Consider the following 18,301-nt stretch of genomic DNA (forward strand, 5'->3'; position numbering starts at 1 on the left):
CTTCTCCTCCTGAACAGGTATTAATGGTGTTGCGTAGCTAAGACCTTTCCTATTGCATCCGCGACAGCGCGAGCAAGCGGCACTGGTACACCATTACCAATTTGACGCGCTATTGAACTCCGGTCACCTGAAAATACCCAGTTGTCCGGAATCCCCTGCAGCCTTGCTCCTTCGCGAATTGAAATGACCCGGTGTTGCTCGGGGTGCAGATAACGCCCCTTTGAAGCGGACTGGAACGAACACCGTAAAGTATTAGCCGGTTTGTTCCAGTCCATTCGTCCCCATACATCTACTGCCTGATTACCCATTCTCATCCAGCTTGGTGGACACAATTCTGGCGCATTACGCATAATATCACGCTTGTCTCCATGGGGAGGAATGAGCTTCATCCTTGCCAAACCAATTTCAGTTGGCTCGGGTGATATATGGTAGTTTTCACCATCTGGAACCGAACTGAGACCTGAGAACGCATCCCGAACTGTCAGTTTCCCCGGAAGTGGGTGCGGACATTCTGGCAGGCCAATACGGGAAAAGATGGTAAAACTTCTGCGCCGATGTTGCGCCACGCCATAGTCACTTGCGTTCAGTATCCAGGTCACGCATTCATAACCATCACCGGTGAAAAGACAGTGTAATTTTTGCCAGTAGTCTGACTCAAGAAACTGAGGGACATTTTCAATCACCACCATTTTGGGATGGTGTGCTTTAGCCCATTCGTACACGGTCAGGGAAAGTGCGTTTCTTACATCTTTAGGGTCCCGACGTCCTAGAGTACTGAATCCCTGGCAGGGTGGGCCAGCGACAAGTACATCATATTCCAACCCTTCCCGGACAACGGTGACATCATGTACTTCCGCAACCGGAGAGAGATTATTGTTATAAGTGGCCACTGCTCTGGAATCAAGTTCAGCGGCAAATATGCTTTTAAATCCTGCTGCATGAAACCCCCCCCCCATTAATCCGGCACCGGCAAAAAGTTCAGCAACTCTGAAATGTTCTTTCATTTGTCAGTCCTGTCCATTTGTTCTGCAAGATCCGCAATGTTCATCAGTAGCGCACTAATTCTTAAACGTAATGCCGGATCGCCTTCGGCTAATGCTTCAACGCGAGCAAATTCTTTCTGAAAAACACGTCTGGGCCCACTCACACTCACCGGGATATTAAAAAAATCGCATAATTTTAAGACACGTAAGTTAGTTACTTCGAAATTATTATTCTTGATTCGCAGCAGGAAATCTTTGTTAAGCTCCGGAGCTTCTTGCAGCGAGGTGTCGTTTTTACGACGTGAATTATAGGCATTAACACAATCTCTGAGCGTCCATTTGTGGGTCTTAAGCCTGGCCTTTACCAGTTCACTGATGTCTTTATTACACAGTAATGATTCACTCATAGCCCTTTTCCACCATAACTGTTTGTTCATTTGTCTCATTTAAATGAGACAAAGTCAATACTTTTGTTCATAAGTTGAACTCATCAAAAAAAGAAAAAGTGCAGCGTATTTATTATGTTATTAGTTAAAACACAATCAGAGCCTAAGCTAAAACTGTAGTGTGTTTTTAAAAATGCATCATGTACTTACCCGTAGAATATCCAAAAAAATTTTAACTTTGTTGATTGCTGGGGGGGAGGTTCTTTACCCACGGACGATGAGCTTCAGTATTCTTTAGTATCACTATTCCGGGCTTCAGAATCGGAACAGATCAAATGTTGCTACCTCTATTATGGGGTAGCACCCTTGTCTTATTGCCCAGCGTCCACTGTATCACCATCACTGAATGGGTTCCCTCGTGAAACTTATCAAGCTGACGAATCAGTGTTCCTGTCTGTTGTAGTCCAGAATCTTGACCTGTGAATAGATGTTCAATACTGGTGGAGCAAATCACATCGGTATGGTTGGTTAATACTACGGGTTCGGTGAGAGTTAGTTCTGACATCAGTAATTTCCTTTATATAAAGCGAAACGCCAGCCGGTAAGGGCTGGCGCTTGTATGTGGGTGATGAGTATTGTCAGATGGCTAATCAGTTCTGGTCTGTTGCAGAAGCTGGAGATGACGGAGGTTACGAGCATCATTTCGTGCCTGCCCAATCCAGGGTAACAACTTTGCTGAGTCGGTGTTGTCTTCGTCGTTGTCGAAGATAATCTCGCTGTCACAATAGATGTTGTCCTGCAGCCAGCTAATCAGAATGTTAAGGGCAGTTTCAGTGGTTAATTCCGGCATGTGAGAACCTTGTGGTAATCGCGATGGGGTTACCAGTCAAAAGTGGTAAAGCCGGGCAGTACTTCGCCAAAGGCATCCAGATGAACAATACCAGTGGCGTAGCGACGCATAAGCGTCACCACTAACCGGCGGCAGGCTTTTGACAGACCGAGGCGTTTTAGCCGCAACACCGGAAATGACCACGCATCCAGGCGCAACAGATAGCCGGAGCCGGTGTACATAATCCATTCGCTTTCACCAAAGTCTTCGTACTGATGCGAAAGGGTAAACAGCAGAGTGTTATCGGCCTCGGTTATATGTGCGGTACTGCACTGGATCCCGTTAACGTGGGCTAAGGGCGGAAGCGGATCTTCCACGACCAGCTTTCCGGGGGCATCAGCAATACGAAGCGAGTAACCGTTATCACAGACCACATCTATTAGATTGGCCAGTTCAATACCATCGATATCAACGGCGATCCGGCCCATGTTAAGGGCCAGTACGTTGATAGCATCGGCTTCCACTGTGAGGGACAGTTTCATTGTGGCCCTCCGGAAGACCGTCCACTGATGGCGCAAGTCACCGCTTTATAGCCGGTACGTTGCATCAGGCCGGTGGCCTTTCTGGCCCGGAGTATGTCAATAGCGCTGATGAACGGAGACTGATGTTGAATGGAGAAACCGGGACGATCAATTCGTACCAGTTCAGATTTTTCAACGAGAAAATTGAGTGCATCTGCCAGTGAAATCCCGGCGTCAATATGCTGCTGAATGACACCGTCGTTGCCAAACTGTGTGTCGTTAAGCGAAAGGCCGTAATGCCTTTCCAGCAGATACGTAAGAAGTTGCTGCCAGATTTCTACTGGTGACGGGCGTGACGGTACCTTCCGCGTTGGGATGGTGGGTAAGGTTTGCATAAAGGTGATCTCTGTTAAGTAATTAAGGCGTTGGTGGCAGGGGACGTATGACGGTGAAAGAGGCCGGTGCGTTACGGTGTTTTTCAGGGAAAGCACTTACTGCCGGATGGCGTCAAGTGCGGCCTCCAGTGTGAACCAGTTAATACCCTGTTCTGCGTCGTGATGGCTGGCAGCATGGCGTAATGCCGCTCTGGCCGCTTCTGTCGTAACAGAGTCATTCACATTGTGTACATCGTCTTCGTACCAGAGTGAACATAAAACGAAGTCGTCATGTTGATGCTGTTGCAACAGTTCAATAACCTCGCTGATTTTACAGGTGTGCGGCATGGCTATTAACCTCCTGGCCGTGCTACAGGTTGCGTCGGATAAATCGCAATATAGACATAACCGCAACTGCCGAGGGTATCTGCATCGCAGGTCAGCCCTTTAGCATACAACGTGACACTATGCTGATTGCGGGGATTGAGTTCACCGGAAACCAGCATTAACTCGAGCTGTTTGAGCAGTACCGGAAACGCCTGATCGAGATGGTGTAAATCCGCATCACTGAAGGCTCCGGTGATACTGGCGCGGTCAGCCAGATAATGCAGCCGGTTGCCTTCCTGTACCAGCCGTGCGCCAAAGCTCGGCGTGACGGTGGGTTTAAGTCCCCACCAGGGTTCGGCAATATCATGGTTTGCTACAGGTGTTGTGTTCTGCATTTAAGTAATCCTTAACTGTGTGTTAATTCAGGGTAACGCTGCGCAATACGACATACGGGCCATTGCGGTCCTGGCGACGCTCAGCGAATACGGCCAGCACGCCGGCGATATCCTGTACCTCCCGGCCGGTATAGTGGCAGATGCTTCCGGGCCACTTATATCTTCCGGTACAGAAGCGAAACAGGCGGGACTGAGGATGCTGACGGTAAATCGTCATTGCCTGGCGTTTGCTGATGATTTTCATCGCTATTCTCCTTACAGCCAGCCGCGTTCGGCAAAAGAGACAATATCCATCCCGCCGACCACCAGATGGTCCAGCAGGCGGATATCAACCAGGTCCAGCGCCTGTTTCAGGCGTTCTGTAATTAACCTGTCGGCCTGGCTGGGTTCTGCCTCTCCCGACGGATGGTTATGAGCCAGAACCGCTGCGGCGGCATTATTTTTCAGTCCGGATTTAACGACCTCACGCGGATGGACGGTGATGCTGTTAATCGTCCCGAGGAACAGCGTGTCGTGGGCCAGCAGGCGATGCTGATTGTCGAGCCAGAGAACCGAGAGTGCTTCTCTTTCCAGTGCCGCGAGCTGCAGGCGCAGCCAGTCGCGGACAGCATGGCTGGAAGTAAATGACGTGCCGGGCTCACGTAGCTGACCCTCCAGCAGGGTTAAGGCTTCCCTGACCGCCTGCTGGTCGGCAGGGGCTAATTCACGGGCAAACAGTGGTAACTGTTGTTCCATAGCAACTGACCTCAGTCGATGATGTGCATGATGGCGTTGCATTCCGCGTGGTTAAGCGCGTAGTCCCGCAGGTGGTAGTAGTGCTCCGTCATGGCGTCGCATTCGGTGCGCATAGCGTGATGGCTGTACGTCATCAGACAGACGGCAACTCCGGCAGCTTCAGCACTGAGCTCACCACCATTGCCGTTCAGGGTGTTGAACAACGGCCAGGGCTCATTGTTCTCCGATTCCGGGGCCATAAACGCACCGCCGTTATTCAGTGTATAAAAATCCCAGATACCCCCGCTGTAGTCTGCGCAGAAGCGGTCCATCCAGGCGAAGATAAGCGGCTCCAGAGTTATCCACTGTGGGATACTGCCGAAGTGCTGCGGCCAGAAGCTGATCCGCTGCTCGTCCTGTACGAGGGTGGCGGTCAGCGCTGGCGAAGAACTGGCAGGTTGTGGCGGTAACGGGAGGGTATCGTTAAGGTTAATAATGTCGTTCATGCTGGTTTTTCCTTGTTTATTTATCGGGTTGGGGATGCTGGTTAAGCCGGAGTGACGGGCAGGACTGCGAATAGCCATCCTCATCACAGCGTGACGGCCAGTGCCCCTCCGGGAGGCTTAAGCTGCACAGGCTGAGTTCACCGGGTCGGTAAAGAAGGTGCGAGCACCAGGCGCACAGGTCGTCATCGGAGATGGAGCGGCTGCAGGGATTGTTTTCCAGAGCGGTCGGATAAAGGGGGGTCTGGCGGGCGTTATCAGGCAGCGGTGGCATCAGCTCAGCGCCTGCTGCAGTTCTTCTGCCATTACCCAGAGCGCCCGGTTGAGCTTAACGTCGCCGTCTATGCTTTTAACCGCGCGGGTATGGCTGCGTTTGCCTCTGGCGGTATGTCCTGGCAGACCGCCTTTCAGCAGGTTCTCCTGGCAACGATTGAAAACTGACCACAGGTCGTCCTGACGGTCTTCATGGCGGCGGGGCGTCAGTATCTGGGATGCCGTCACCGGCTGGTGCTCTTCACCAAAGCGGTACGTCAGCGCGGCTTTTGCAAAAGCCTGCTGTGCCGGTGGCGGGAGTAACAGCGACTGCATCGCATCCCGCTTCTCTTCCACCCGGTCAAATATCCCCAGCACCTCATAAGCCCCTTCAATGACCTTCTCCACCACATTGCCTTTATGCGGCACGCGCACTTCACCAAAGGTTTCGCCGCAGACAAGCCCGTTCTGGCAGACAAAGCGAAACAAGCCCGGCAGCATCTGGTATGAGCTGGAGCCGTCGTGACTGTTAAGCAGAATGATTTCGGGGACCTGTTTGCCGGTAATCTGGCCTTCACGCCTGAGGCGCAGCATGTGCTTTGTGTGGTCGCGTTTATTCAGGTCGCGCACGCGGGTCTGGCAGGCAAAGAACGGCTGGAAGCCTTCCCGCTGCAGGTTATCCAGCAGGGTGATGGTCGGGATGTACGTGTAACGCTCGCTGCGGGATTCATGTTTTTCTTCGCTGAAGACGCTGGGCACATAGTGCGCCAGTTCATCGCGGGTCAACGGACGGTCGCGGCGCACGAGGCTGGCAGCGCCAAAACGGCTGGCTAAGCGCATGGAAATTTCCTTTCTGAGAGACAAAAGAAAACGCCCCGCTTGGATGAGCAGGGCGTCGGTGGTGTGTAATACCGGTGTGGTGGCAGTTGTCAGGGCTGGTTCGTCTGTTCTGCCCCGATCGGCGCGGGTTCGCTGGATGATGCAGTAGTGCCGTGAATAATCTGGTGCTTCGCCAGCGCCTGCTGCATGTCATTGATGCAGTACGTGATGTAGAAGACGTTAAACAGCACGGTATAAAAGGCGTTCATCTTCAGGTCAAAGCGAAACGTGTTCAGCGCATAGTGACGCAGAGCCGTTCTCGCCTTAAAGGCCCAGACCACATACATCACTCCGCTGGCCACTGAGAGCAGCCCGCTGATGGCCAGCAGGATATCGCCGGTTGAGTCATAGCCGTACGGGTCAGGCGCTGCCATAGCACCCAGCTGGCGGCTGAGCCCGAAGCAGACGGTCAGCCAGATAATAAACAGGTTTCCGTATAGCGGGTGGCCCGTGGTGTCGCTGATGATATCCTGCTTTTTATAGAGCCATAGCAGGGGCCAGACGCCGCAGGTGGCCATGCTGAGCAGGACAAAATGAAGCGTCGGGGTATTCAGCCGCTGGCTGAGGGCAGTGATGTCGGTCATGGGATAATTTCCTTATCAGAGAATGAATTCAGATATTGAGTGCAGAGCAGGCGGTTGCCCTTACTGCCAGTTAAAGGTGTACGGTCCCTTGCTGGTCTGGACTGTCAGCTCCAGTGGGCGACATTGAGTGAAGTTACTGTTACTCGGTGTGGTGAAAGAGAATGTCTGCCCGTAGCCCAGACGTTTGTTCATATTTTTACCCCGGCCCGCGATGGAAATCAGGCAGTTGCCCCGGTTGAGCGTGAGTGACTCTATGGTGATGTCGTTTTCCAGGCTGGTCAGGGTGAGCTGCCAGACGGGGAGATTCGGATTATTAATCAGATACGTTCCCTGTGAATTTACGGACAGAGGGGCAGTGTCAGCCAGGGCAGAGGCGCTGATGCTCATAATGAGCAGCGCGGCGGTCAGAACATGTTTAAACATGAGAATCTTTCCTTTATGACGATAATTAAATTAATACCATTCTTGTATGGTATTAAGGTGGGTTTATTCGCGTAAGGCACTACATCAGCTGTTTACCAACCGTCATCAGACCGGCCAGCCAGCCGATACACTGAGGACCCGCAAGCCAGAACAGTCGGGCTTTTAAAAGGCCGCCCATTCCACCGGTGGTATAGACGCTGTCCGGCATCAGCCACAGGCGCAGGAACGCGCCGATGGTCATACCGGCTCCCGGGCCAAGCGTCATCCAGAACAGATACCCCATTCCCTGCCCGAAACTGCGGATTTCGCCCGTATTCCCGATTACGTTAAACAGGACAACAGCAAGCGCGATGCCGAAGGCAATTGCGAAATATTTAATAACTAGCGGCATTCTGTTCAGTCCTCATTGTCTGCACTGCTGAGCGGCGCTCAGCATGTTGTCCATAAAATGCGGGGGTACATAGCCGTACTGCTGGTTCATTTTCTCCAGTTCCCCGTGGGTATATTTCGTTTTCAGCTCATCCCAGATACAGCCGCAGACCGCGGTTGTCCCGCCACCGGACTTACAACCCCGGATAAACTCACGTTCGTTTTTGTCACCACAGCCGCTCAGGGCCAGCGCTGACAGCAGCGTGACGGCCAGTAATACGCTCCTGGAAGCCATCGTCATTTTTAATTGCTTATTAATCATTGTGTTAATATCCATACGTTAAGACACCTCTGCTCAGAGGCTGTCCGATTGCGCCACGCCTTCCTGTTCAAGTGCATGGCTGATGTTGTTCACCACCGTATCCGGGTCGAGCCGGATTTCCGCCAGATGCTTACCCGTCTCAGGTGTTCCCTTGTAAACGTCCAGGGACGCGAACGGTCTGCCTTCATCGTTTGTCCCGGCAGATACCAGGTATGAGGTGTCGCCGTTCCGGACGGTGAATTCCTGCAGCCTGATTACCTGATTGCTCTGGTATGCATACGTGGTGGTGTTTGCCGGTACGGTAATGTCCATTTCCTTATGTTCTGCACCGGTCCTGCCGAATGAGTACGATACCGACGGGGAGATGATGCAAATTTCAACCTCCTTTTTGTGGTTAGCAGTCTGCGCATAGAAGACGGGCTTTCCGCAGCGCTGGTGGTGTGCCTGTATAAGCGCGTCGGGCGTAGCGGCATTTACGGCCGACAGCGATGCCAGCATCATTCCTGCGCTGAGCAGCAGGGCTTTACCGTATTTCATGTTTTAACTCCTTTTGGTCTGGTCTGAGGTTCGGGAGAATGCTCCCGGAAGGTGTGAATGACGTTGCTGATAAAGTGAAAATGCGGAAGGGCATTGATGAAGTCCGCATCCACAATGAGTGCGCTGGTCTCACTGCGCCGGTGGAAAGAGCGTTCAGACAGGGAGACCGACGTTACCTCCTCAACCCTGAATACCCGTATCGCGCCATACTGGCTGGCCACCAGATACCAGCACGCCTGTGAGAAAATCAGCCGGTAGGGCTCAAGGTGGTCGTGACGAATCCCCTTAACCAGCAGGCTGACCATCCGGTGATGGTAAATACCTTCAGCAAGCCGCTGAAAGCAGTCCGGGAGGATCCCCGCTGGCTGCTGTACATGGCCTATCAGACACGGCGATGTGCCGTTTTCATCCATCAGCAGATGCAACAACTGGCGGCTCTGTGAGGGAATGAGGCGGGCTATTCCGGTGTTGCGGGCGAATGCCAGCGCACCAGGAGTATGATCGCGCATCGGGTTCGTCCGTAGCCGCCAGCAGCCGTTATCGCCGCTCAGATCCAGATGCAGCAGACGCTGAGAAAAATCCCGGCGCAGGGTGCGTTCAGATACGCCAAATTCACCGGACAGCGCTTTCAGTGAAAGAGATTCACCGGCAAGAAGCCGGCTGATAATAACTGACAGCCTGAGGGCCAGCCTGTCGTGTCGGTGCGCAGAGTCCGTCGCGCGCATATACCCTCCGTGAATGGAAAATACTGAGATAACTCATGCGGTTATTATGCAGGATAGGGTGGACAGGTTATGACCAGTGATGAGAGTGAGCGGCAGAAAAGATGAAATTTTTTTCCCGCGTTAACTGACTGAATATACGTGGATAATTTCACATTGTTCAGTGAGTGAGCTGCAGGTGGTCATACCCTGTCATAAAGCCGGTCAGCAGGACGCGTTGTCAGGGCTGAAGGTGGCTGTAGTATGGCGTTTTATTAATCTCGATCTGAGCAAACGCAGTAAGAGGCGAAACAGAATGACGAGGGCACAACGGACGCTGTGGATCTCTTTCTCAGGCCAGCCTGCGCGCCGGCAGTAATCCAGGAGCCGGGTTACAATCTGTCTTCGGATATAGCGCAGCAGCATGCGCAACAGGAGCCGTGTCAGCTTCCTGAGTATCATTTTCCACCTCCTCAAAAAAGTAAGTGCCACAGCGCAGAAGCGGCATTCACAATGCCGTCGCGGATTGTTCCCAGCGCTTCACGGACCGGCTTTGGCAGCGGAATGGCATCCACTATCCGGCTGAACAACTCACCCAGCAGATCGCCAAAATCCTGTCGGGCGGTACTCTCTGCCTCCGCAGTCTGGTGCTCTTCCCTGACCTGACGAAACACGCCGCTGCTGGCTTCCGGTGGCAGGGCAAATATAATGGTTTCGACCAGACGGGCCAGGTTGTAGCCGGTTTTGGCTGACACCGCATGCACCGGATAAGGACAGGAGAACTGCCGTGAGATAGCTGCGCTTCGGGCGGTCAGCGTCAGCAGCTGGCCGGTGGAGGGCTGGCATGCTGCCCTGTCCCATTCCAGCGAGGGTTCCGCCTTGTCGGCCTGGTTAATAACGAAGACAATGCTGCCCGGTGAGACACCGCATTTGAGCAGAAACTGGTGGAACGCTTCATCCGTGGCACAGGCCCGGTCATCCGCTTTCATCACCCAGAGGATAAGATCCAGCGTCGGTAACTGCTCCTTATACAGCTGCCGGTATTCACGGTCATAGTCCAGAGATTCGCCTGAACCGGGCAAATCGACCAGCGTCATGCGGCGCCCGCCAATATCGAGCGTGAAGCGAAGCGGTTCACGGGTACAGCCCTGGACATCGCTGACCGGGCTGAGGGGCTGCTGAAAGAGGGCATTGCAGAGCGAACTTTTTCCACTCCCTGTTTTACCCATGATGCCGATGACTGGCTCATAATGGATGTGCTGACGGATGCGGTTCAGTATTGTGCGGGAGAGAGTTTCGGGCAGGAGAGACAGCTGTTGCTTCAGGGCATCAAGACCCTGTTCAGTTTTATCGGACACATTAACCTCCGTGAGTGAAATAGCAAAACAGCAGCATTTCTGCTGCCGTTCTCACAGGGGTAATATAGGTCTGAAATTTTTTTGAATGTAATTTTTGAGGGAGACGAACTGTTCCTGTTGAAAGGACAGTTTAGAGTATGACAGAGCAGAGGTAACAGACCAGTTTTTATGCTGGGTATTATATGTGACAGGAGTGCTAACTTGAGAGTAAAAGCAAGCAGTTATCTGATGTGAAAATACGTTTTTTAAGTGTGTCCTTCTTCTATTGTATTTTCTTATAAAAATACGTCAATGCTTGTCGGGTTGGTAATATATTAATATAGACACAGTTGTTGGAGTTTGTATGATTATATCAATAAGTTTATCAGACAGAGTAACGGTTATATCAGTAATACCAGATAACAAACCAATTCAATAAATATGATCAATCAACAAGACTATACCTGTCGTGGTACCAGTAACACACATTCGTACTTAATCACTTCCTGATATTACTCTGCAGAACAGAAAGTAATTTATTACTGTCTGTGTATATCCTATTGAACAAACTCACTAACACAAGGTAATTTCCTCATGAGCATTAATACCAACAGCTACGGTAAACTGAACCATAACTATGCTAAGCGTATTCAGGATACTATCACTAAAGCCCTGAATGATTATCCCCGTGTAATGGTCCTGAGGGTAGACCTTCGTTTGCCTGAGATTGAAACAGGCTCATATAAGCACGATTCAGGTATAGTCACCCGTTTTATTGTTTCCCTCAAAGCTCAGATTGAGGCTGACCTACTGAAAAAACAACATACAGGTAAACGGATTCACCCTTGTCGTGTCCGTCATATCTGGGCAAGGGAATTTAATGAGTACGGTAAAAAGCATTATCACGTGGCCTTGCTCTTTAATCGTGAAGTGTATGCTTATCCAGGAAGCTATACCAGCACGGACGGAGAATATACTCACAATCTGGCCCTGATGATTATGGAGGCCTGGGTACGGGCTCTGGGACTGAATACTGCGGTTAATCATCAGCAATATTATCCCCTGGTAGAGTTTCCTGCCAGTTGTTACTACCACCTGAGTAGAAACCATAGTGACTTTACTGCCCAGTTATCAAATGTCACTGACAGGCTTAACTATCTGGCCAAGGAGTACAGCAAAGATAATTCAGACAGCCAGCGTAACTTTGGCTGCAGTCAGTACTGATTAAATCATAAGTATTTTTCTACTGGCGAAAGGAATGTTATGGCGGAGTACCAGATTAATGATAAATAGATCCTTTCTGGTGCTCCTGTCTTTCATTCCCTTAAGACAGAGAGAAGTCATCATGACAGATACAACCACCCGCAGCCTGCTCATTGATAAAATGGTCGATATGGCATTCATTACGGAATATACCGGGTGCAGTGACAAGTGGTTTTATAAATTAATTCAGGATGGTTTATTTCCAAAGCCAATTAAACTGGGTCGCAGCTCACGCTGGCTAAAGAGTGAAGTCGAGAGCTGGATTGAGAAACGTATAAATCAGTCTCGCTCATAGCTTGTTGCATATAAATATGCGGCAATGTGAATTCTCTTTTTGGCAATAATCCCGCTCGTCATTCTGTAAGTGGCTATACAAATTGTTAATGACTCAGAATATCCGGTCTGTTGACTAATACATCGGGGATTCATTGAAAATAATTTAACATTTGAGTGAAATGCGTTCACATGAGGCGAGTTGTGGGAACTGGACTAAAAGTTTACGTCTGTATGAAATGCGTTCAAATTAATTGTTTTTATTTTTCATAATCAACAGCTAAAGCTGCTAATACAGTGATTTTAGCAGCTTTAGCGCGCGTGTTGAATATGGTGTTTGTTTTTTCCTGCCTGAAGCTACGAAGTGAACATACTTTATCCCTGGTGACGTTCCAGACCGACTACCTATCGCGGTAACAATAAATCAACAATTGTCACCATTGTAACCTGGTGAAATCATAACCACTTAGTGGTGGTGAGGCATTATTTTTGTAATCCACAGGCATGAAACTGGAAAAAAATGGCCTGCTCGCATAAATATGACCATTCATATCAGTTCCTGCCATGGCAATATAAAGTGCCCGACTTGGTGGATAGCATATTGTGGCAATCAGTCCCAACTGGATAAGCTGGTTAAGAACAGGTGTCAGATTCTCAACTCTTCTGAGTCTGGCGGGGCCGTGTGTCTCCAGTTCATTTTTTGAAAACGGCTGCCAGGGTTGTAGCTTTACATCAATGGTTTGGCCCGTTTGTGGATTTATTGTTTTCATTACCCCTGTCGGATTAATAAAACGGTTTTTTATCCAGTCGAATAACAGGTACACATCCTGCTGAAGCTGATATTGCGCACTCATTTTGTAAAAATATTTAGCGGCTTGATTAAGATACCATTCAGTAATAATAAATGCTTTCTTTAGGCATTGCTCTGAAATGTTTTTATCAGAATCATATTCAAAAATGGCAGCCATACGTATTGCATGGCTACCTGCTTTAGACACAAATTCCGGAATATGCTCCCAGCACTGGTTTTGGGCTATTTGTAACTGATACTGATTTATCTTTTCAGCGAAAAGCGATCTGGCATCGTCAGTTAATACCAGTGTTTTTTTGGATTTACTGGTATCATAAAAGTGTTCTTTTTGAGCTTTCAGTAATTTATGAATGACTTCAAAGAGGGCATCAAGTGCATGTCTTGATTTCTCCTGGTTCAGTGTTATTCTTCGTTGACCTATAGTGCTCACTGTTTCCGTAAATAAGAAACGTGCAAGGAAACCGCTGGATATGGCTTTTTTCCCATGTCGTTCCAGATACTCTTCGAATACTTCGGGCTGAACCATTAGAAGAAAGGTCAGGTATGCATTAATGCGTAGAGTACCTTCTTTTTTTCGGGAGACTTGAAGGGGTTCGTTTTTCCATATTTTGTTAAGTAATCCCAGATTGTTTTTTAGCTGGCCTGTAAAGAAAGTAATGGCTTCATCTGCAAATACGCCAGCATACGGATATTCACTCAGCCCCTTAATGATACCTTCCGGTGTGGCATCTTCATAAAACATTTCAAAGGCCCTTGGCTTTTTCGGTTCAGCGGCCTGATGTTCACGCAGAAGAAGCTCCTCAATATCACCTTCCCCCCCATTTTTTACTGCTTTCTGATAATTACGATTTAGTGCCTTTTCTTTTGATGACCATATAGCATAATCTTTTTTATAGACATCGAGAAATTTTTCATATTCCTCATGCATCTCAGAAGCAAATTCATCGAAAGGGGACATAAGCAATTCACGGAGGGGGCTTTTCCCTTCACCAGATTTTGCGAGTGTCAGAAAATAAAGCGAGCAGGGTTCAGATTTTTTATTTCCATAAGGAGAGGCCACATCAAGAAGAGGTTGTAAAGCCAGAGATAACGCCGCCAGCGCCGTGCTACCAATCATTTCTATGGGGATAAGGGTATCCTCATGCAGCGTTTCAATAACATCACGTAACTTTCCAGGAAAAATTTCAACAGGGTAGTTGTTAAGATTACTCATTGTAATTACTCAATTTACGGTATCAGGAACATACGCATCAGGATAAAGCAAAATGGTAAGCAAAAGCGAGTGAGGAAGTAGACCTGTTGAAGGGACATTAACCAGTAGCCAGACGAACATTCCTGCTCAGGTGTCTGACTGCATAATCATCAACATTTATATAAAAGCGATTCAGGCATCTTTTATCTGCGCAGGTACAAGAGGCAGCCCTGTTTGACTGACACTCCTGCTGTATACGAATCAGTAATTCTTCCTTCAATATCGGGAAAATATATTATGAGCAATTATTCACCAGTTGCATCGGGCAGTAATACTGTCGGTACAGCGAACATTCGCGCATTTCTGCAACAGGCCGTTGACCATTACCCGCGACTGGTAGCATTCAGCTTTACGCTGAAATTGCCGTATCGTGAAGCCATGAGTGAATACCGGTCATTGATTCTGCGTTTTCACACCGAAGTCTGGCAGCGGACCGGCCAATATTCGCGCCAGTGTCAGCAGGCACGCCGTCATTCACCTCCCACAGTACTGCGCTGGCTGTGGGAGTCTGTCAGTGCACCAGAGTGTAAAATTGTGCTGCTGATGAATCTTGATACGCTGGGGGCCTGGCGCGATAAGGTCGTACAGCAGGAGATGAGCGTGATACTCAGAGAGGCATGGCGCACGGTGACGGGTACTGATAGCAACGTCACCAGTATGGCGTCTTTCATTATCAGTCGCACAGAAAGATGTTCATTTTCACAGCCATTCAGTCAGCTACAGACCAGGGTGAATGAAATGGTATCTCCCGTGATGACAGCCAGAACGGGTGTGGTTTGTCCGTGAAAGTAATGGTCTCTGTAAACAAAGGAGATGACAGTTAATTCAGGTCTGAAAATACGCACCTTATCCCGGACTTCCCCGATCTCTGCTGCGCCGATATAATCCCTGAATGAAGAAAACCCACGATACCCTACCCCCGGAACAAACTGTCACGGCACTGGCGCATTTTGCATGGTGTGCGCTTGTCGCCTTACGTACCGTACAGCAGGATGGTCATGCGTTGTCGCCACTCAGCACGCACGCATTTTTACTGCGCTGGTTAACGGTGGCGTATAAGCAAAAACGGTTTACGCGTGCAATCGCATCCGATATTGAGAGTCTGGTGGTGCTGGGGCGCCAGAAAGGTCTTGCCGCAAGCTTATCCAGTCGTCTGGAATATCTCTGGTCTTCGTGCACCGGACCTGTGTCTGCACAGTCGGATTTGTACCGGCTGACGTATGCCATTGAACAGCTTAAATCGCAGGGCTGGGTCAATGCAGCGGTGAGTGACGAAGACTGGGGCAATGAAGCTCTTTTAGTTCAGGAATACATCAATACGAATGCACTGCTGGTAAGGAAGTCGGCTCTGACCTGTGGATTTTCGGAAGAGGGCAAACTGGTTACACCGGTGGAATTTCTGGTGACGGGCAACCTGTCAGCATGTACAGAGGTTTTTCAGGCCCATGTCCTACCGTCGGTCATGGTGGAGTTGAACCGGATCTCATTACAACCTGAGCAATAGGACAAATATTCTCAACGCATCAGTTAATCTGAAATTCCCTGAATGGCAGGTATCCAGATCGTGCTCACCTCCTGGTATTGAGGCATGTGTAAAGGGCTGTCGTGAAATTTCCTTTATTCTGACGAAAACAAATAAGCCCCGTTTAAGTGAATAATAAGAAATGATGAAAACCTGAAAATGTCGTCAATTTTTCACTTGCTCAGTCACGTCCTGCTTCTCATTTTTGATAAAAGTACAAAATCAGATATTTCACGTATTTGATTGTATTTTGTACAAAACCTTCCCCTAAGCTAAATCGATCATTTGCTGCACACCCTTATCGCATAAGGCCTGAAAGGTTTATGCGAGAAAGTTCTTATAAATCATAAAGATGATCTTAAATTGTTAAAAAATGAAAATGTAAAATATTGTTACATTTTTTCATTTCCGATCAGGCAGGAAACGTTCCTACACTCCGGCTATTGGGTTTTATCCGAAATTTTTCATTTCAGACAAACACTCAAAAATACAGTGTCGGCATGCTGGTGGATGGAATACGCCCGCTTTTATCTCCGGGATTTTTATTTACGTCGGATGACGCGAACCGGAAAGTTGTTCTGGCAGGGTAATTTTTTCTTATTTATTTCTCACTGGCATTGACCGTTTCTATTACTCCATAGAACAGGGACAGCCATGTCTAACTCTTCCTTTCAGTCCGAAATCCCTAAAGCGCGTATTAATTTAAAACTTGATTTGCATACGGGGGGCGCGAGCAAGAAAACGGAGCTCCCCCTGAAATTGCTCATAGCAGGCGACTTCAGTCATGGCCAGGAGTCAGCCCCCTTGTCTGAGCGTAAAAAAGTTGATTTGAATAAAAATAATTTCGACTCAGTGTTGGCCGAATATTCCCCAAAAGTCAGTCTGACCGTTAAAAACACGCTGGCTGATGACGGCAGCGAAAATAGTGTTTCACTGACCTTCCGGAGCATGAAGGATTTCACCCCGGAGCAGGTCTCCCGGCAAATCCCTCAGTTGAAGGCAATGCTTTCCATGCGCAATCTGCTTCGCGATTTAAAAGCGAACCTGCTGGACAATCAGGCTTTCCGAAAGGAGCTGGAAAAAATTCTGCTCGACCCTGCGTTAAGTGCAGAACTCCGAGCCGAACTCTCAGCCCTGGCCCCAAAACAGCCATAACGGTCACGATGATTTAACGGATTAAAAAGGAAGATGCTGATGTCTGTAAAAAATGAGAATGCGGCTGGTGGCGAAAGCGTGGTGCTGGAACGTCCTGCGGCAGGTGGGGTTTATGCGTCCCTGTTTGAAAAAATCAACCTGAACCCGGTCTCTGAGCTGAGTGCGCTGGACATCTGGCAGGACGCACAGGCGATGTCGGATGCGACTGCGGATGAACGTTTAACTGCGGGGATGCAGGTGTTCCTGGAGTGTCTGACAAAATCGGGCTCAAAAGTTGAAAAACTCGACAAAAATCTGATTGACCACCATATCGCAGAGCTGGACTACCAGATTAGCCGTCAGCTGGACGCGGTAATGCACAGCGAAGAATTCCATGCGGTGGAGAGCCTGTGGCGCGGCGTGAAATCCCTGGTCGACAAAACCGATTTCCGTCAGAACGTGAAGGTTGAGTTGCTGGATATGTCAAAAGAAGACCTGCGTCAGGACTTCGAAGACAGTCCGGAAATTATCCAGAGTGGACTGTATAAACATACATATATTGATGAGTATGACACCCCGGGCGGTGAGCCGATTGCCGCGCTGATTTCCGCTTACGAATTTGATGCGTCTGCGCAGGATGTTGCCCTGCTGCGCAACATTTCAAAAGTGTCTGCCGCAGCGCATATGCCGTTTATCGGCTCTGCCGGCCCGAAATTTTTCCTCAAGGATTCGATGGAGGAAGTTGCGGCCATCAAGGACATTGGTAACTACTTCGACCGTGCGGAGTACATCAAGTGGAAATCCTTCCGTGAGACGGACGATGCCCGCTATATCGGTCTGGTAATGCCACGTGTGCTGGGTCGCCTGCCATATGGCCCGGATACCGTGCCCGTACGCAGCTTTAACTACGTGGAAGAAGTCAAAGGCCCGGATCACGATAAATACCTGTGGACTAACGCATCCTTCGCCTTTGCATCCAACATGGTTCGCAGCTTCATCAACAACGGCTGGTGTGTACAAATTCGTGGCCCACAGGCCGGTGGTGCCGTGCAGGACCTGCCTATTCATCTGTACGATCTGGGTACCGGCAATCAGGTGAAGATCCCGTCAGAAGTGATGATCCCGGAAACCCGTGAGTTTGAGTTTGCGAACCTGGGCTTTATTCCATTAAGTTACTATAAAAACAGAGATTATTCCTGCTTCTTCAGCGCTAACTCCACCCAGAAGCCGGCCCTGTATGACACAGCGGATGCCACGGCCAACAGCCGTATCAATGCGCGTCTGCCGTATATTTTCCTGCTATCGCGTATTGCACACTACCTGAAGCTGATTCAGCGTGAAAATATCGGCACAACCAAAGACCGTCGTCTGCTGGAGCTTGAGCTCAATACCTGGGTTCGCAGTCTGGTGACCGAAATGACCGACCCGGGCGACGAGCTGCAGGCCTCTCACCCGCTGCGTGACGCCAGAGTGGTGGTGGAAGACATTGAGGACAACCCGGGCTTCTTCCGTGTGAAGCTGTATGCGATCCCGCACTTCCAGGTGGAAGGGATGGACGTCAATCTGTCACTGGTTTCCCAGATGCCGAAGGCGAAATCATAAGCTAAGGC

Annotated in this window: 26 protein-coding genes; 6 read left to right on the forward strand and 20 right to left on the reverse strand. The window is 49.5% G+C overall.

The window, feature by feature from the left end:
* Positions 1-20: 20 nt before the first annotated feature.
* From EKN38_RS04055 to EKN38_RS04150, 19 genes are all read right to left on the reverse strand, one after another.
* Positions 21-1,004 (reverse strand): DNA cytosine methyltransferase, encoded by a 984-nt coding sequence (locus tag EKN38_RS04055; RefSeq protein ID WP_126521659.1) that lies wholly within the window; start codon positions 1,002-1,004, stop codon positions 21-23.
* Complete coding sequence (locus tag EKN38_RS04060) at positions 1,001-1,390, reverse strand: hypothetical protein (RefSeq protein ID WP_126521661.1); 390 nt, start codon at positions 1,388-1,390, stop codon at positions 1,001-1,003. The genes EKN38_RS04055 and EKN38_RS04060 overlap by 4 nt, the downstream gene beginning before the upstream one ends.
* Positions 1,391-2,015: 625 nt before the next feature.
* A complete protein-coding gene (locus EKN38_RS04070) occupies positions 2,016-2,219 on the reverse strand; it encodes a DUF957 domain-containing protein (protein WP_126521665.1) in 204 nt (67 codons plus the stop codon).
* Between the two features lie 29 nt (positions 2,220-2,248).
* Positions 2,249-2,740, reverse strand: a complete 492-nt coding sequence (locus EKN38_RS04075) for a DUF5983 family protein (RefSeq protein ID WP_126521667.1) — start codon at positions 2,738-2,740, stop codon at positions 2,249-2,251.
* The gene (locus EKN38_RS04080; RefSeq protein ID WP_126521669.1) at positions 2,737-3,114 is read right to left on the reverse strand and encodes a TA system toxin CbtA family protein; all 378 of its coding nucleotides are present in this window, start codon (positions 3,112-3,114) and stop codon (positions 2,737-2,739) included. The genes EKN38_RS04075 and EKN38_RS04080 overlap by 4 nt, the downstream gene beginning before the upstream one ends.
* Positions 3,115-3,210: 96 nt before the next feature.
* Entirely contained in the window at positions 3,211-3,441 is a 231-nt protein-coding gene (locus tag EKN38_RS04085; protein ID WP_126521671.1) for a hypothetical protein, read from the reverse strand.
* Between the two features lie 5 nt (positions 3,442-3,446).
* Positions 3,447-3,815 carry a type IV toxin-antitoxin system YeeU family antitoxin gene (locus EKN38_RS04090; RefSeq protein ID WP_126521673.1) on the reverse strand — a complete coding sequence of 123 codons (369 nt, stop codon included), beginning with the start codon at positions 3,813-3,815 and terminating at the stop codon, positions 3,447-3,449.
* Between the two features lie 22 nt (positions 3,816-3,837).
* Complete coding sequence (locus EKN38_RS04095; RefSeq protein ID WP_126521675.1) at positions 3,838-4,059, reverse strand: DUF987 domain-containing protein; 222 nt, start codon at positions 4,057-4,059, stop codon at positions 3,838-3,840.
* A gap of 11 nt (positions 4,060-4,070) precedes the next feature.
* The gene (gene radC / locus EKN38_RS04100) at positions 4,071-4,550 is read right to left on the reverse strand and encodes a RadC family protein (protein WP_126521677.1); all 480 of its coding nucleotides are present in this window, start codon (positions 4,548-4,550) and stop codon (positions 4,071-4,073) included.
* A gap of 11 nt (positions 4,551-4,561) precedes the next feature.
* Complete coding sequence (locus EKN38_RS04105; RefSeq protein WP_126521679.1) at positions 4,562-5,035, reverse strand: antirestriction protein; 474 nt, start codon at positions 5,033-5,035, stop codon at positions 4,562-4,564.
* 16 nt (positions 5,036-5,051) lie between these two features.
* A complete protein-coding gene (locus EKN38_RS04110; protein WP_126521681.1) occupies positions 5,052-5,306 on the reverse strand; it encodes a hypothetical protein in 255 nt (84 codons plus the stop codon).
* Positions 5,306-6,124 (reverse strand): DUF932 domain-containing protein, encoded by an 819-nt coding sequence (locus EKN38_RS04115; protein ID WP_126521683.1) that lies wholly within the window; start codon positions 6,122-6,124, stop codon positions 5,306-5,308. The genes EKN38_RS04110 and EKN38_RS04115 overlap by 1 nt, the downstream gene beginning before the upstream one ends.
* Before the next feature lie 89 nt (positions 6,125-6,213).
* Positions 6,214-6,747 carry a DUF4234 domain-containing protein gene (locus tag EKN38_RS04120; RefSeq protein WP_126521685.1) on the reverse strand — a complete coding sequence of 178 codons (534 nt, stop codon included), beginning with the start codon at positions 6,745-6,747 and terminating at the stop codon, positions 6,214-6,216.
* A 60-nt stretch (positions 6,748-6,807) separates the two neighbouring features.
* The gene (locus EKN38_RS04125) at positions 6,808-7,170 is read right to left on the reverse strand and encodes a hypothetical protein (protein WP_126521687.1); all 363 of its coding nucleotides are present in this window, start codon (positions 7,168-7,170) and stop codon (positions 6,808-6,810) included.
* Between the two features lie 79 nt (positions 7,171-7,249).
* A complete protein-coding gene (locus EKN38_RS04130; protein WP_126521689.1) occupies positions 7,250-7,561 on the reverse strand; it encodes a hypothetical protein in 312 nt (103 codons plus the stop codon).
* 12 nt (positions 7,562-7,573) lie between these two features.
* Positions 7,574-7,876, reverse strand: a complete 303-nt coding sequence (locus EKN38_RS04135; RefSeq protein WP_260480534.1) for a hypothetical protein — start codon at positions 7,874-7,876, stop codon at positions 7,574-7,576.
* An 18-nt stretch (positions 7,877-7,894) separates the two neighbouring features.
* Complete coding sequence (locus tag EKN38_RS25935) at positions 7,895-8,398, reverse strand: hypothetical protein (RefSeq protein ID WP_260480535.1); 504 nt, start codon at positions 8,396-8,398, stop codon at positions 7,895-7,897.
* The gene (locus EKN38_RS04145; RefSeq protein WP_126521691.1) at positions 8,395-9,123 is read right to left on the reverse strand and encodes a YafY family protein; all 729 of its coding nucleotides are present in this window, start codon (positions 9,121-9,123) and stop codon (positions 8,395-8,397) included. Before EKN38_RS04145 ends, EKN38_RS25935 begins: the two co-directional genes overlap by 4 nt.
* A 449-nt stretch (positions 9,124-9,572) precedes the next feature.
* Entirely contained in the window at positions 9,573-10,457 is an 885-nt protein-coding gene (locus EKN38_RS04150; RefSeq protein WP_126521693.1) for a GTPase family protein, read from the reverse strand.
* A gap of 573 nt (positions 10,458-11,030) precedes the next feature.
* Between EKN38_RS04150 and EKN38_RS04155 the strand changes: the two genes are divergently transcribed.
* Positions 11,031-11,660, forward strand: a complete 630-nt coding sequence (locus EKN38_RS04155) for an inovirus Gp2 family protein (protein WP_126521695.1) — start codon at positions 11,031-11,033, stop codon at positions 11,658-11,660.
* 121 nt (positions 11,661-11,781) lie between these two features.
* A complete protein-coding gene (locus EKN38_RS04160) occupies positions 11,782-11,994 on the forward strand; it encodes an AlpA family transcriptional regulator (RefSeq protein WP_126521697.1) in 213 nt (70 codons plus the stop codon).
* A gap of 412 nt (positions 11,995-12,406) precedes the next feature.
* On the opposite strand, the gene EKN38_RS04165 is transcribed toward EKN38_RS04160, so the two are convergent.
* The gene (locus tag EKN38_RS04165; RefSeq protein WP_126521699.1) at positions 12,407-13,996 is read right to left on the reverse strand and encodes a YfjI family protein; all 1,590 of its coding nucleotides are present in this window, start codon (positions 13,994-13,996) and stop codon (positions 12,407-12,409) included.
* Positions 13,997-14,272: 276 nt separating this feature from the next.
* On the opposite strand from EKN38_RS04165, the gene EKN38_RS04170 reads away from it, so the two are divergent.
* The 4 genes from EKN38_RS04170 to tssC all read left to right on the forward strand — a co-directional run bounded on the left by EKN38_RS04170 (position 14,273) and on the right by tssC (position 18,293).
* Positions 14,273-14,821, forward strand: coding sequence for an inovirus-type Gp2 protein (locus EKN38_RS04170; protein ID WP_126521701.1), 549 nt, complete (start codon positions 14,273-14,275; stop codon positions 14,819-14,821).
* A gap of 106 nt (positions 14,822-14,927) precedes the next feature.
* Entirely contained in the window at positions 14,928-15,539 is a 612-nt protein-coding gene (locus EKN38_RS04175; protein ID WP_126521703.1) for a DUF2913 family protein, read from the forward strand.
* 672 nt (positions 15,540-16,211) lie between these two features.
* Positions 16,212-16,712, forward strand: coding sequence for a type VI secretion system contractile sheath small subunit (gene tssB / locus EKN38_RS04180; RefSeq protein WP_126521705.1), 501 nt, complete (start codon positions 16,212-16,214; stop codon positions 16,710-16,712).
* Positions 16,713-16,745: 33 nt separating this feature from the next.
* Complete coding sequence (gene tssC / locus EKN38_RS04185; RefSeq protein WP_126521707.1) at positions 16,746-18,293, forward strand: type VI secretion system contractile sheath large subunit; 1,548 nt, start codon at positions 16,746-16,748, stop codon at positions 18,291-18,293.
* Positions 18,294-18,301: the final 8 nt, after the last annotated feature.

The sequence above is a fragment of the Enterobacter sp. WCHEn045836 genome, assembly GCF_003965585.1.
Lineage (GTDB): Bacteria > Pseudomonadota > Gammaproteobacteria > Enterobacterales > Enterobacteriaceae > Enterobacter > Enterobacter dissolvens.

Excerpts from the sequence above, each read along its gene's own strand:
- EKN38_RS04145 (WP_126521691.1), bottom strand. The coding sequence starts at position 9,123 with ATGCGCGCGACGGACTCTGCGCACCGACACGACAGGCTGGCCCTCAGG.
- EKN38_RS04170 (WP_126521701.1), top strand. The coding sequence starts at position 14,273 with ATGAGCAATTATTCACCAGTTGCATCGGGCAGTAATACTGTCGGTACA.
- EKN38_RS04070 (WP_126521665.1), bottom strand. The coding sequence starts at position 2,219 with ATGCCGGAATTAACCACTGAAACTGCCCTTAACATTCTGATTAGCTGG.
- EKN38_RS04105 (WP_126521679.1), bottom strand. The coding sequence starts at position 5,035 with ATGAACGACATTATTAACCTTAACGATACCCTCCCGTTACCGCCACAA.
- tssC (WP_126521707.1), top strand. The coding sequence starts at position 16,746 with ATGCTGATGTCTGTAAAAAATGAGAATGCGGCTGGTGGCGAAAGCGTG.
- EKN38_RS04135 (WP_260480534.1), bottom strand. The coding sequence starts at position 7,876 with ATGGATATTAACACAATGATTAATAAGCAATTAAAAATGACGATGGCT.
- EKN38_RS25935 (WP_260480535.1), bottom strand. The coding sequence starts at position 8,398 with ATGAAATACGGTAAAGCCCTGCTGCTCAGCGCAGGAATGATGCTGGCA.
- EKN38_RS04110 (WP_126521681.1), bottom strand. The coding sequence starts at position 5,306 with ATGCCACCGCTGCCTGATAACGCCCGCCAGACCCCCCTTTATCCGACC.
- EKN38_RS04120 (WP_126521685.1), bottom strand. The coding sequence starts at position 6,747 with ATGACCGACATCACTGCCCTCAGCCAGCGGCTGAATACCCCGACGCTT.
- EKN38_RS04125 (WP_126521687.1), bottom strand. The coding sequence starts at position 7,170 with ATGTTTAAACATGTTCTGACCGCCGCGCTGCTCATTATGAGCATCAGC.
- radC (WP_126521677.1), bottom strand. The coding sequence starts at position 4,550 with ATGGAACAACAGTTACCACTGTTTGCCCGTGAATTAGCCCCTGCCGAC.
- EKN38_RS04165 (WP_126521699.1), bottom strand. The coding sequence starts at position 13,996 with ATGAGTAATCTTAACAACTACCCTGTTGAAATTTTTCCTGGAAAGTTA.
- EKN38_RS04075 (WP_126521667.1), bottom strand. The coding sequence starts at position 2,740 with ATGAAACTGTCCCTCACAGTGGAAGCCGATGCTATCAACGTACTGGCC.
- EKN38_RS04115 (WP_126521683.1), bottom strand. The coding sequence starts at position 6,124 with ATGCGCTTAGCCAGCCGTTTTGGCGCTGCCAGCCTCGTGCGCCGCGAC.
- EKN38_RS04175 (WP_126521703.1), top strand. The coding sequence starts at position 14,928 with ATGAAGAAAACCCACGATACCCTACCCCCGGAACAAACTGTCACGGCA.
- EKN38_RS04060 (WP_126521661.1), bottom strand. The coding sequence starts at position 1,390 with ATGAGTGAATCATTACTGTGTAATAAAGACATCAGTGAACTGGTAAAG.
- EKN38_RS04080 (WP_126521669.1), bottom strand. The coding sequence starts at position 3,114 with ATGCAAACCTTACCCACCATCCCAACGCGGAAGGTACCGTCACGCCCG.
- EKN38_RS04160 (WP_126521697.1), top strand. The coding sequence starts at position 11,782 with ATGACAGATACAACCACCCGCAGCCTGCTCATTGATAAAATGGTCGAT.
- EKN38_RS04090 (WP_126521673.1), bottom strand. The coding sequence starts at position 3,815 with ATGCAGAACACAACACCTGTAGCAAACCATGATATTGCCGAACCCTGG.
- EKN38_RS04155 (WP_126521695.1), top strand. The coding sequence starts at position 11,031 with ATGAGCATTAATACCAACAGCTACGGTAAACTGAACCATAACTATGCT.
- tssB (WP_126521705.1), top strand. The coding sequence starts at position 16,212 with ATGTCTAACTCTTCCTTTCAGTCCGAAATCCCTAAAGCGCGTATTAAT.
- EKN38_RS04130 (WP_126521689.1), bottom strand. The coding sequence starts at position 7,561 with ATGCCGCTAGTTATTAAATATTTCGCAATTGCCTTCGGCATCGCGCTT.
- EKN38_RS04055 (WP_126521659.1), bottom strand. The coding sequence starts at position 1,004 with ATGAAAGAACATTTCAGAGTTGCTGAACTTTTTGCCGGTGCCGGATTA.
- EKN38_RS04095 (WP_126521675.1), bottom strand. The coding sequence starts at position 4,059 with ATGAAAATCATCAGCAAACGCCAGGCAATGACGATTTACCGTCAGCAT.
- EKN38_RS04085 (WP_126521671.1), bottom strand. The coding sequence starts at position 3,441 with ATGCCGCACACCTGTAAAATCAGCGAGGTTATTGAACTGTTGCAACAG.